Genomic DNA, 12,617 nt, shown 5'->3' with positions numbered 1-12,617 from the left:
CAAACAAGCACGGAGCGATCATGAACGCGATTCATTATCCACAGCAAAGTATCGGATTCACCACAGCAAAACTACTGATCAATGGTGAATTTGTCGAGTCAACAACAAGCCATTGGCAAGATATTGTCAATCCTGCGACACAAGAAGTTTTAGGACGAGTGCCTTTTGCGACAGCCGAAGAAGTCAATGCTGCGATTGCTGCTGCACAAAATGCTTTGGCCAGTTGGCGCCAAACGCCTATTCAGGCACGTATGCGTATTATGCTCAAGCTGCAAGATCTGATTCGCAATAACTTAAAAAGTATTGCCCAAGTGTTGACAGCAGAACAAGGAAAAACTTTGGCCGATGCCGAAGGAGATATTCAGCGTGGTCTTGAAGTCGTCGAGCATGCTTGTTCGATTGGTACTTTGCAAATGGGAGAGTATATAGAGGGTGTTGCACGTGGTGTCGATACCTACACCGTACAGCAGCCGATTGGTGTGTGTGCAGGGATTACACCATTTAATTTCCCCGCCATGATTCCACTATGGATGTTTCCAATGGCGATTGTGTGTGGAAATACTTTTGTTTTAAAGCCTTCAGAACAAGATCCTTTATCGACCATGATGCTTGTAGAGCTGGCAATTGAAGCGGGTATTCCTGCTGGTGTACTGAATGTGGTACATGGTGGTAAAGAAGTTGTCGATCTGCTGTGTACTCATCACGATATTAAAGCCATCTCTTTTGTGGGTTCGACTGCTGTAGGTACACATGTCTATCAACTGGCTGGTCAGCATGGCAAACGTGTACAGTCGATGATGGGTGCAAAGAACCATGTTGTGGTCATGCCAGATGCCAATAAAGAACAAACATTAAATGCTTTAGTAGGTGCAGCGTTTGGTGCAGCAGGACAACGCTGTATGGCGCTTTCTGTGGCCATCATGGTAGGAGAAGCCCAGCATTGGGTTGACGAACTTGTCAATAAAGCTAAAACATTGAAAGTTAATGCCGGACATGAGCCGAATACCGATGTGGGGCCAGTCATTTCTACCCGTGCTAAAGCGCGTGTAATTGATCTGATCAATAGTGGCGTTGAACAAGGCGCAAAACTGTTACTGGACGGGCGTGATGTGCAGGTGTCTGGATATGAGCAGGGTAACTTTGTTGGCCCAACGATTTTTAATCAAGTCACCACCGATATGCGGATTTATCAGGAAGAAGTATTTGGTCCTGTACTTGCCATTATGCATGTTGATACGTTGGAACAGGCGATTGCACTGATCAATGCCAACCCTTTTGGTAATGGTGTTGGTCTCTTTACTCAAAATGGCCATACAGCGCGTATATTTCAGCATCAGATTGATATCGGTCAGGTGGGCATTAATATTCCAATTCCTGTGCCAGTCCCTTTCTTCAGTTTTACTGGTTCACGTGGTTCAAAGCTTGGAGATTTAGGGCCTTACGGTAAACAGGCAGTACAGTTTTATACTCAAACCAAAACCATTACGAGCCGATGGTTTGAAGATGATCAAGAAACCAGTGGTGTAAATACAACGATTAGTTTGCGCTAAGGGGGATAGTATGAAGATCGCATTTATTGGTTTGGGGAATATGGGCGGTGCCATGGCACAAAATCTGCTCAAATCAGGTCATCAAGTGTTTGGTTATGATTTAAGTCAAACAGCGCTAGATCATTTTGCAGCAGCGGGTGGCGTAGTCTGTGATCATCCGCAAGATGCTGCTCAGCATGCAGAAGTTGTGGTGACTATGTTGCCCGCAGCCAAACATGTTCGTGATGTTTATCTTGGTGAACACGGCATTTTGCAAGTACTTCAAGCCGGTAGTTTGTGTATCGACAGCAGTACGATCGATCCGCAAACAATTCAACAGATTGCCGCCGCTGCTCAGGCTAAACAGATCCGAGTGTGTGATGCACCCGTATCGGGTGGTACCTTGGGCGCAAAAGATGGCACTTTGACTTTCATGATAGGTGCCGATGAAGCCACCTTTGAAGCGGTCAAGTTGCCTCTGAGCTGTATGGGTAAAAATCTGGTGCATTGTGGTGCTGTAGGAACAGGACAGGTCGCCAAAATCTGTAACAATCTGATTTTAGGCATTTCCATGACCGCCGTGGCAGAAGGGATGGCGCTCGGAGCAAAACTGGGTATGGATCCACAGGCGCTGGCCGGTGTGATCAATAGTTCAACTGGACGTTGCTGGAGCTCTGAAATCTATAATCCATGGCCAGATGTCTGCGCCAATGCGCCATCTTCGCGTGGTTATACGGATGGTTTTGCTGCGCAACTGATGCTTAAGGATCTCGGCTTGGCAGTCGATGCCGCTCAACAGGCTGCGCAACCTGTGGTGCTGGGTAGCATGGTACAACAACTTTATCAAAAGTTATGTCAAGACGGTCATGCTCATCTGGACTTTTCCAGCATTATGCATCAATACACCACGACACCCACTTAAAGCACACCATGATTCAATGAAGCAAGGATTCGCTTCATCAAAATAACTTGTCAGTAATAACGATAAACTCAGGCTGAGGTTGAATATGTTCGATTATCAAAAAACAATTGAAAATTTTAATTTAGAGACGGTAGCAAAGCAGTATCTATCTGGTTCTATGCAGGCAGTAAATGCGTGCTATGAATGCTGTGACCAGCATGCCGATTCTGACGCGATTGCTTTGTACTGGTATGCGAAAGATGGCCGTAAAGAACAATATAGCTTTCGTGAACTCAAAAAATACTCGACCCAATTTGCTAGCTTTTTAAAGTCACAGGGCGTGCGTAAAGGCGATCGAGTATCTGGTTTACTGCCAAGAACACCAGAGCTGATCATTACTATTTTAGCCACTTGGCGGATTGGCGCCGTATATCAGCCCTTATTTACCGCATTTGGACCCAAAGCAATTGAGCATCGCATCCAACTGGCGCAAAGCAAGTTGGTAATAACAGATCTTGCTAATCGTGAAAAATTATCTGAGATCAGTAGTTGTCCTCCGATTGTGACCGTGCAGGCAGAGTTACACACGCAAAATTATCCGCAAGATTTCGACTTCTGGCGTGAGTTAAATCGACAAACAGAAACCGTCGAACTTGAAATGTTGAGTATCAATGATCCATTTTTGCTCATGTTTACCTCGGGCACCACAGGGCCAGCTAAACCATTAAAAGTGCCGCTAAAAGCGCTGATCGCTTTTGGTGATTATATGAAAAATGCAATTGGCCTGAGCCAAGATGATATTTTTTGGAACATTGCAGATCCTGGTTGGGCCTATGGGTTGTATTACGCCATTACAGGGCCTTTATTGCTCGGGCATTCAACACTGTTTTATGAAGGTGGTTTCAATGCCGAAAGTGTATGCGATGTTATTAATGAGTATGGCATCACCAATTTGGCGGGTGCCCCAACTGCCTATCGAATGATGATGGCAGCGGACCCATCACAAATGGCCCACCTTCGCGGTAAGTTGCGTGTGGTGAGTAGTGCGGGAGAGCCTTTAAATCCTGAAGTCATTCGCTGGTTTAAAGAGGTACTCGATGTGCCGATTTATGATCATTATGGTCAAACTGAAGTCGGGATGGTGGTATGTAACCATCATGCGCTAGCGCATCCCGTTCGTTCGGGTTCGGCAGGGTTTGCTAGCCCGGGTTATCGAATTGCGATTATAGATGAGCAGGGGAAGGAACTAGCTACTGATGCTCTGGGTATTTTGGCAATTGATATTGCTCAATCTCCAATGATGTGGTTTTCAGGCTATGAAGAAAGCCGAAAATCACCTTTTGTTGGACAATATTATTTAACAGGCGATACGGCTGAAATCCACGCCGATGGCAGTATGAGTTTTGTTGGCCGTAGCGATGATGTTATTACGACCTCAGGGTATCGGGTGGGGCCATTCGATGTCGAAAGTGCATTGCTTGAACACGACGCCGTGATTGAAGCAGCGGTAATTGGCGTACCTGATTTAGAGCGGACTGAAATTATTAAAGCATTTGTGATTTTGGCTCATCACCATACTGCATCAGCCGAATTACAACAGGAATTAAGCTTATTCGTCAAAAAACGGTTGTCTGCACATGCATATCCACGTTTGATTGAATTTGTAACTGAACTTCCAAAAACGCCAAGTGGAAAAATTCAGCGTTTTTTGTTACGTAATCAAGAATTGAATAAATCACCTTCACAAACTGCCTAAATAGCCTAAGCAATATTAAAAAATTTAAATTACAGGATACTCTTCTATGCAATTTACGGAAGAACAGCAACTGATTCAAAACATGGCAAAAGATTTTGCTCAAGAACAGATCAAACCATACGCAAGCAATTGGGACCAAAAAAGTATATTTCCTAAAAGTACACTCGCCCAAATGGGTGAATTGGGATTTTTAGGAATGCTTATTCCAGAACAATGGGGCGGCTCTGATACAGGTACACTGGCGTATGTGTTGGCTTTAGAAGAAATTGCAGCAGCGGACGGCGCAACGTCTACCATTATGAGTGTGCATAATTCGGTTGGTTGTGTACCGATTTATAAATTTGGAACAGAACAACAAAAGCAACAATATTTAAAGCCGCTGGCCCAAGGTGAAATGATCGGTGCGTTTGCCTTGACCGAACCACACACTGGTTCAGATGCTGCTGCAATTAAGACCCGTGCAATAAAAGACGGCAATCACTATGTAATTAATGGTGCCAAACAATTTATTACCTCAGGAAATAACGCCGGCGTAATTATTGTTTTTGCAGTAACTGATCCGGCAGCAGGCAAAAAGGGAATGAGTGCATTTTTGATACCTCGTGATACCCCAGGTTATGAAGTGATACGAGTCGAAGAAAAGTTAGGCTTACATGCGTCAGATACCTGTCAGATTGCTTTAACCGATGTGCGAATTCATGAAAGCTTAAGATTAGGGGCAGAAGGCGAAGGACTGAAAATTGCACTTGCCAATCTGGAAGGCGGTCGGATTGGTATTGCTGCACAAGCAGTCGGTTTGGCTAGAGCTGCCTTGGAAGAAGCCACACGCTATGCACATGAACGCGAAGCGTTTGGTAAAGCCATTATTGAGCAACAAGCCATTTCTTTCAGGCTGGCCAGTATGGCCACGGAGATCGAGGCGGCGCGCCAACTGGTTCATTTTGCTGCACGAAAAAAAGAAGCCGGTGAAAGCTGTTTAACTGAGGCCTCTATGGCCAAATTATTTGCATCGGAAATGGCTGAACGAGTTTGTTCTAAAGCCTTACAAATTTTTGGTGGCTATGGATATTTAAAGGATTTTCCAATAGAACGCATTTATCGTGATGCCCGAATTTGTCAGATTTACGAAGGGACAAGCGATATTCAGCGCTTGGTAATTGCACGCAGCTTATAACAAATAAAAAGGGATTTTTATCATGCAATGGCAAACGATTTTATTCGAAAAAAGAAATGGCGTCGGACTGATTACATTGAATCGGCCCAAGGCACTTAATGCACTCAATAACCAATTGATTATTGAAGTCAATCAAGCGCTGGATCAGCTTGAAAAAGACCCAACGATCGGATGTGTCGTGATTACAGGTTCGGAAAAAGCCTTTGCTGCCGGTGCCGATATTAAAGAAATGGCCGATTTAACTTTTCCAGATATTTATCTCGATGATTTTTTTAGTCTGGCCGATCGAATTGCTCAGCGACGTAAGCCTCTTATTGCCGCAGTCAGTGGTTATGCCTTAGGCGGTGGTTGTGAGTTGGCACTGATGTGTGACTTTATTTACTGTGCCGATAATGCAAAATTTGGTCTGCCAGAAGTCACTTTAGGCGTATTGCCCGGTATTGGTGGTACTCAGCGCTTAACTCTGGCCATTGGCAAGGCCAAAGCTATGGAGATGTGTTTGACTGCACGGCAAATGGGCGCACAAGAGGCAGAGCAAAGCGGCTTAGTGGCGCGAGTATTTACCAGAGAAGAACTTTTACCACAAACCTTACAAGCGGCAGAAAAAATAGCTGAAAAATCTTTGCCAGCTCTGCTCATGATTAAAGAATCGATCAATCGAGCCTTTGAAGTCAGCTTGGCTGAAGGCTTACGTTTTGAACGGCGTGTTTTTCATTCCATTTTTGCCAGTAATGATCAAAAAGAAGGCATGCAGGCCTTTGTGGAAAAACGTCCTGCCAAATTTACCCATCAATAATAAATATTCAAATAGGAAAAAATAATGAATGATCATCACGATTTGGAAATTCGAAGCGAAGGTGCTTTAGGCATTATAAGTTTAAACCGTAGCAGCCATTTAAATGCTTTAACTCTAGACATGATTCGGGGTATTCAGGCGCAGCTCGATCAATGGCGAGAGGATTCGCAAGTACAAGCTGTGCTCATCAAATCCAATGCTGCGAAAGCATTTTGCGCAGGAGGTGATATACGCTATCTGTATGACAGTTATCAGGCTGGAAACACGCAATACCAAGATTTTTTTGCTACTGAATATACCATGCTCAGTACAATACGTAATTATTCAAAGCCTGTCATCGTCATGATGGATGGCTATGTGCTGGGTGGCGGCTTTGGGCTTGCTCAGGCCTGTCATATCAAAATTACCAGTGAAAAATCGCGTTTCGCTATGCCGGAAACGGCGATTGGCTTTTTCCCAGATGTTGGGGCGACTTATTTTCTATCCAGACTCGATGAAGTTGGTGTCTATATGGCGCTCACTGGAGCACAGATCAGTAGTAGTGATGCGTTATATCTGGATCTGGTGGATTATCATGTGCCAAGTGAGCATTTTGTCGCGCTAGAACACGCATTAAGTGTTGCACCCATTCTCAATCCGGTAGAAATCCGAACCATCATTAGCTCATTTATCACTCATCCGCAAGAAAGCGAATTACAACAACATATCGATCTGATTAATCAGTATTTTTCTTATCCTGACATTAATGAAATTGAGCAGGGCTTAGCTGATGCCAACGATACTCTTCATCAGGACTGGATCAAGAAAATGCAAGCGATTTTAGAACAACGTCCTGAAATGGCAAAACAAATCAGTTTGAAGTTACAGCAGGTTGGTCAAAATCTTTCGCTTGAAAAATGTATGCAGTTAGAACGCGGCTTGCAGGATATCTGGTTACAGCAAGGAGATTTTATTGAAGGCGTAAGAGCATTGATTGTCGATAAAGACAAAAATCCGAAGTGGCAAACTGATAATACCGAATTTAAAAAAACACTGGAAAAATTCTGGCCAGTATGGAGTAAGCAACATAAAGATTCGCTTTGTTAAAAATAGATGGAATTTATTTTAAATAACAAAGCGAGTCACGGATGACACAGCTCAAAGAATAAGAGGGATAAATAACAATGAAACACGTACAAGAATCATCTACTCAAAGTAAAAAGCCTTCACATCGTCTGGCGGGTATATCGAGTATGGTGGGAACAACCATCGAATGGTATGACTTTTTCATTTACGGTGCTGCGGCTGCGTTAATTTTTAACAAACTGTTTTTTCCAAATCTAGATCCATTAATGGGAGTCATGGCTGCATTTGCCACTTATGCCGTCGGTTTTATTGGTCGACCTTTGGGAGGAATTGTATTTGGCCATTTTGGAGACAAAATTGGCCGTAAAGCGATGTTGTTAACTACTTTAATAATGATGGGTATTCCCACTGTGCTGATTGGTCTATTACCTACCTATGAAAGTATCGGTTACTGGGCAACAGTGTGTCTGGTGATATTGCGTTTTATTCAAGGTATGGCTATGGGAGGAGAGTGGGGTGGCGCAGTTTTAATGGCAGTTGAACACGCACCCGAAGGCGGCAAAGGATTTTGGGGAAGCTTACCTCAAGCCAGTGCAGGTGGTGGACTCATGCTTGCATCAATTGCTTTAGGACTGGTATCTATGCTACCAGAGGCTGCATTATTTAGTTGGGGCTGGAGAATCCCATTTCTGATCAGTATTGTTTTACTCGGTGTGGGTTGGTATATAAGAGTTAAAGTGCCAGAATCCCCTGATTTTGAAAAAGTGAAGGATCAGGCAAAAGAAATTAAAGTACCGGCTTTGCAGGTTTTCAAAAATCATCCTAAAGAGCTTCTTACCATTATTTTTGCCCGCGCTGCTGAAAATGCATGGTTCTATATAGCTTCTACCTTCGCACTTGCCTATACCACCACTAAACTTGGCATTGCGCGTCAAGATATTCTATTTGCCACAATTTGTGGAGGTGGCTTGATTATGATAATGACTCCTTTATTTGGACATCTGTCTGATAAAGTAGGCCAAAGAAATATGTTTATGTCTGGCTTATTGGTACTCGCACTCTACTGTTATCCATTCTTTAGTATGTTGGATACCAAAGATCCTTTTCTGATTTGGCTTGCAATTGTATTGGCCATTGGTGTGGTTTTCCCACTCATGTACGCACCGCAATCTCAGTTGTTTGCTCGACAATTTCCAACTGAAATCCGATACAGTGGTATTTCAATTTCTGTGCAGTTTGCTGGCGTCATTGGTGGAGGCTTAGCACCTTTAATTGCGACCAAGCTTTTGAGTATAGGCGAGGGAAGTCCTCATTTAATTATTAACTATATTATAGTTATGGCAATATTTGCGATTTTCTGTACTTGCTTTATGAAGCGTGACAAGTTATCTATTCGTTCTACTAAAGCAACTATAAACAATACAACAAAAACTGACTTATCTCGACCTTAATACAAAACACGCACTATGTCGTTTTGAATGCTTGGCAACGTGAATGATGATTGTGGAGATTCACGTTGCTGAGACATTGTTACAAATAGATCAGTGAAGGCATTACAATTCTGATAGTTACGATTTCTGTTTGGCTTTTTGGTGTAAGACATACAAATATAAGCTTTCAACTTTTTCACGCGCCCATGGAGTAGTACGTAAGAATCGTAATGATGACTTAACACTTGGATCTATACAAAAACATCTAATTTCTATTTTACGACTCAAACCCTCAAAGCCACCATAGTAATCCAATAATTCATCCAGAATGTCAGCAAGTTTTTTGCCGTGTAGAGGGTCATTGGAGGCGTTCATAATAGATCAATCATATTTGGGAAGGCTATTATTATAACCTGAGCGAATAGAAAAATGAGAGGTTTGAAACTTAAACGAAATTAACATAGAAAATTAGAGCTTCTCAAAAATGAGTTCATAAACTTATAGAGTTTTTGAGTACATTTACATAAAGATTAAGTTCTCCCAGAAAAGAAACAGATGCTATTTAGATAAAATTTCAATCAAATAATTTTATTGTTGATATTTCTAGTCACATAGTCTATTTTTATTTTATGAATTATTCTTCCTTACCCAAAAGACCACGTGGTCGACCAACCAAACACGGTTGTAACTATGCAGACACTAAAGAAGTGTTAATCCGCCGAGGTATCGAGTTACTAACCGAACGTGGAATGAATGCTATGAGCTTGGACGATCTCATGAAATCAGTCCAAGTTCCTAAAGGATCTTTCTATCATTATTTTGCAAATAAAGAAGCTTTTATTTTAGAAGTTCTAGATACTTATGAGCTTTATTTTGTGAAGCGGTTGAATAAGTTTTTAAGTCAAATTGATCTTTCCCCATTAGAAAGACTGCAAAATTTTGTAAAAGATGCCGGTGAAAAACTGGAAAAATATGATTTTAAACGAGGTTGTATTTTAGGTAACTTAGGACAAGAAGTTTCGTATTTGCCACCAGAGATCATCGCTCGAATTGAAAGTATCTTTAAGGTATGGGAGAAACTGGTTTCAGATTCTTTATATCGGTCAAATTTACAATATAGCGTAACTGATTGTGATGAAGCTGCTTATCAGTTTTGGATTGGGTGGGAAGGTGCAGTTCTAAGAGCACGTTTGGTCAAATCAACAAGTCCCTTAGATGCATTTTATCGCTTGTTTACTTTAGCTGTAAAACAACAAAATCACGTAAAAATTTAATTAAAAAATAAATGTAGACGTCTGTATTTATTTTTTAATTAATTCTAGACAAGAAGTCTAATTAAATAGAGAGGAAATTCTATGTACCAAGGTATCGTAATTAATAAAGATGATGCAGGTTACACATCAAAAATTACAGAGATTGCATCAAAGACTTTAGAAGAAGGAGAGGTTAGAGTTGAAGTTAAATATTCAACACTAAATTATAAAGATGCTTTAGCCATTACTGGGCGCTCTCCAGTAGTGCGTAGTTTTCCACTAACACCAGGGATAGATTTTTCAGGTGTTGTAATTGAATCAAAACATCCAGCATGGAAAAAAGGCGATGAAGCTCTATTAAATGGCTGGGGAGTTGGTGAAAAATATTCAGGCGGATTAGCTGAACAAGTGACTGTTTCAGGCGATTGGCTTATACAGAAACCTTCTGCTTTTTCTTTTAAAGATACCATGATTATTGGTACAGCAGGTTATACCGCAATGTTGTGTGTTATGGCTTTGCAAAAGCATGGCCTTAAACCAAGTGATGGGAAAATTTTAGTAACAGGTGCAAATGGTGGTGTCGGTAGTATTGCGATTATTATTTTGAACCATCTTGGTTATGAGATTACAGCTTCAACTGGTCGACCTCAAGAGTCAGAGTATTTAACCTATTTAGGTGCAAATGAAATTATTGATCGCGCTGAATTATCTTCACAAGGAAAGCCATTAAACAAAGAAATTTGGGCTGGTGTGATTGATACTGTTGGAAGCCAAACTTTAGTCAATGCATGTGCTAGTACAAAATATCGTGGTGCGGTCGCTGCGTGTGGCTTGGCAGGTGGAATGGACTTTCCAGCGACAGTTGCTCCATTTATCCTGAGAGGGATTACCTTATATGGAATTGATAGTGTGATGGCACCAATTGAATTAAGAAAAGAAGCATGGGAACGTTTAGCTATAGAATTAGATCAAACGAAATTGGAAACAGTAACGACTGAAATTCAGTTAACAGATGCTTTAAATATTTCAAATGATATTTTAGATGGAAAAATTCGAGGGAGAGTTGTTGTAAAACTATAATTCGAATTTATTTGTAGTTATAGATATATTAGTCTAAGGATTTCTGCATAACTCATATTATGTTCATTAGGATACTCAGCAACGTGAATTATGATAGTAGAGATTCACGTTGCTGAGCTGTGGCAACAAACAGTATTGTGTAGGCTACAGTCTTAGATATCTAATTTAACATAAAATGAAGTTATACGACTTCAGAATGATCATGCTTTTATTTTTTTTGTGGATTATCACCAATAGTCAGGATGATATGAAATAAAGCATCTTGGGCAAGTATAATATCTTTTGAACTATAATCTTGTTCATTTCCATATCGTAAATCAGCATTGTTTTTTAGATTTTTAACTAGATTTATATTTAGCTTATTTTCATACCTATCATTAAATGCAATAGCTAATTTTTCAATTTGGTGCCCATAATTTTTCTTTAAATTTTCTAATGTTAAGTCAGTATTTAATAGCCATGATTTGATTATTTTTTCAGCGACTTGTAAGTAAGAAAATAAAGCTTGTCCATAGTGTGTGAAATTACTATCAAGTTGTATTGTAATATTTCTAATATCTGCATGTATAGCTTGAAGCATGGCTACTTCCTCAGTTCTCCAACTTCTAAATATCTGAAATACTTCAATACTTTCTTGGTACTTTTCAAACAAGTTATGTAATTCTTTATCATTTAAGCTATTTACATAAGCCTGAGTCATTCCATCACACATTCGCATTATATTAATTGAACTATTATTACCTTTATCTGATAAATCCTGATTTACAAAAAAATTACATGTGCCATAAAAACATGGAACACGGTACTTCCATAGATCACCTCGTATATTTATATAAAATACCCCCAAGTCAAAATTAATTTTTTGTTTATCACCATATTTTTTTTCATACCAATCACTTAGCCATATTCCTAATTGATTTCCTAGTTTGTTATTAGGCAGGGGTGTTTTAGGTGATATTGGAATCGGTACCTTAAACATAACGCTAATCTTTGAGGTTGCTTCCATATATCTATGAGTAATTGGAATATTTTTACTTATTAGCTCTTTATCAATTTTTTCAAAAATTTCATTGATATTAATTTCTTTCATCATCATCTATTTTAAGAAGAAAAGTCGCATAGATTTTATTAGAAAAAAAGAGTCCACGCTATAGGCCACAGTCTTAGATATTTTATTTAACTTATGTTTACCTGAAATCTAATTCACAATTAAATTTATATTAAATAAACAATAAATTTAATTACTTAGAAAATTAAAATTATAACTTATAAAATATTTTGTTCATGAACCTAGCGATGAATACATATTTTCCTACAAAAAAAGCCTTAAGAATAGACTAAATTTATCTATGAGATTGGTGGCAGTTCACCACCAATTAAAATGATGGGGCTGGGGTTTAGATAGTTAAGATTTCTGTTTGGCTTTTTGGCGTAAGACAGGCTTTGTTGAATAAAGCATTTTAAGGCAAAGTTCTGCTAGGCGCCTCAAATTTAAGTGACAACTCGGGTGTGAGGTCGGCCAAATTCATTAAATTTATTTAAGACTGCCACACGTGCATGAATCTCGTTGACTTGACTGTCAAAATTTCTAGAACGGAGTTTATCGCCCAATAACTTAATGCAATGCATCTTG

General features: G+C 40.1%; 11 protein-coding genes and 1 pseudogene. 9 read left to right on the top strand and 3 right to left on the bottom strand.

The window, feature by feature from the left end; all coding sequences use genetic code 11:
- Positions 1 to 20 precede the first annotated feature (20 nt).
- The 7 genes from L2096_RS15600 (at position 21) to L2096_RS15570 (ending at position 8,672) form a co-directional block, all read left to right on the top strand.
- Positions 21 to 1,550 carry a CoA-acylating methylmalonate-semialdehyde dehydrogenase gene (locus L2096_RS15600; RefSeq protein ID WP_250365807.1) on the top strand — a complete coding sequence of 510 codons (1,530 nt, stop codon included), beginning with the start codon at positions 21 to 23 and terminating at the stop codon, positions 1,548 to 1,550.
- A 10-nt stretch (positions 1,551 to 1,560) separates the two neighbouring features.
- Positions 1,561 to 2,451 (top strand): 3-hydroxyisobutyrate dehydrogenase, encoded by an 891-nt coding sequence (gene mmsB / locus L2096_RS15595; RefSeq protein WP_212515597.1) that lies wholly within the window; start codon positions 1,561 to 1,563, stop codon positions 2,449 to 2,451.
- An 85-nt stretch (positions 2,452 to 2,536) separates the two neighbouring features.
- Positions 2,537 to 4,186, top strand: coding sequence for an AMP-binding protein (locus L2096_RS15590; protein WP_250365806.1), 1,650 nt, complete (start codon positions 2,537 to 2,539; stop codon positions 4,184 to 4,186).
- Positions 4,187 to 4,232: 46 nt separating this feature from the next.
- Positions 4,233 to 5,360, top strand: coding sequence for an acyl-CoA dehydrogenase family protein (locus L2096_RS15585; protein WP_250365805.1), 1,128 nt, complete (start codon positions 4,233 to 4,235; stop codon positions 5,358 to 5,360).
- Positions 5,361 to 5,382: 22 nt separating this feature from the next.
- Positions 5,383 to 6,156: an enoyl-CoA hydratase gene (locus L2096_RS15580; protein WP_250365804.1), complete on the top strand. Its 774-nt coding sequence runs from the start codon at positions 5,383 to 5,385 to the stop codon at positions 6,154 to 6,156.
- Positions 6,157 to 6,180: 24 nt separating this feature from the next.
- The gene (locus tag L2096_RS15575) at positions 6,181 to 7,242 is read left to right on the top strand and encodes an enoyl-CoA hydratase/isomerase family protein (RefSeq protein WP_151746282.1); all 1,062 of its coding nucleotides are present in this window, start codon (positions 6,181 to 6,183) and stop codon (positions 7,240 to 7,242) included.
- A 77-nt stretch (positions 7,243 to 7,319) separates the two neighbouring features.
- Positions 7,320 to 8,672, top strand: coding sequence for an MFS transporter (locus L2096_RS15570; protein WP_250365803.1), 1,353 nt, complete (start codon positions 7,320 to 7,322; stop codon positions 8,670 to 8,672).
- Positions 8,673 to 8,789: 117 nt separating this feature from the next.
- Here L2096_RS15570 and L2096_RS15565 read toward each other — a convergent pair whose 3' ends face one another.
- On the bottom strand, positions 8,790 to 9,026 hold the full coding sequence (locus tag L2096_RS15565) for a VF530 family protein (protein ID WP_250365802.1): 237 nt from the start codon (positions 9,024 to 9,026) through the stop codon (positions 8,790 to 8,792).
- Between the two features lie 254 nt (positions 9,027 to 9,280).
- On the opposite strand from L2096_RS15565, the gene L2096_RS15560 reads away from it, so the two are divergent.
- Positions 9,281 to 9,925: a TetR/AcrR family transcriptional regulator gene (locus L2096_RS15560; protein ID WP_119026311.1), complete on the top strand. Its 645-nt coding sequence runs from the start codon at positions 9,281 to 9,283 to the stop codon at positions 9,923 to 9,925.
- A gap of 81 nt (positions 9,926 to 10,006) precedes the next feature.
- Positions 10,007 to 10,984 (top strand): acrylyl-CoA reductase (NADPH), encoded by a 978-nt coding sequence (acuI, locus tag L2096_RS15555; protein WP_250365801.1) that lies wholly within the window; start codon positions 10,007 to 10,009, stop codon positions 10,982 to 10,984.
- A gap of 208 nt (positions 10,985 to 11,192) precedes the next feature.
- Here the strand turns inward: acuI and L2096_RS15550 are convergent, their stop codons facing one another.
- Positions 11,193 to 12,074 (bottom strand): hypothetical protein, encoded by an 882-nt coding sequence (locus L2096_RS15550; RefSeq protein WP_250365800.1) that lies wholly within the window; start codon positions 12,072 to 12,074, stop codon positions 11,193 to 11,195.
- Between the two features lie 401 nt (positions 12,075 to 12,475).
- Positions 12,476 to 12,617: pseudogene (locus tag L2096_RS15545) on the bottom strand (IS5/IS1182 family transposase); the annotation flags it as partial.

Origin of the sequence: Acinetobacter sp. ACZLY 512 (assembly GCF_023614015.1) — a bacterium.
GTDB lineage: Bacteria > Pseudomonadota > Gammaproteobacteria > Pseudomonadales > Moraxellaceae > Acinetobacter > Acinetobacter soli.
Note: the sequence above shows the minus strand (reverse complement) of the source record. Positions and strands in the feature narration are given on the sequence as shown.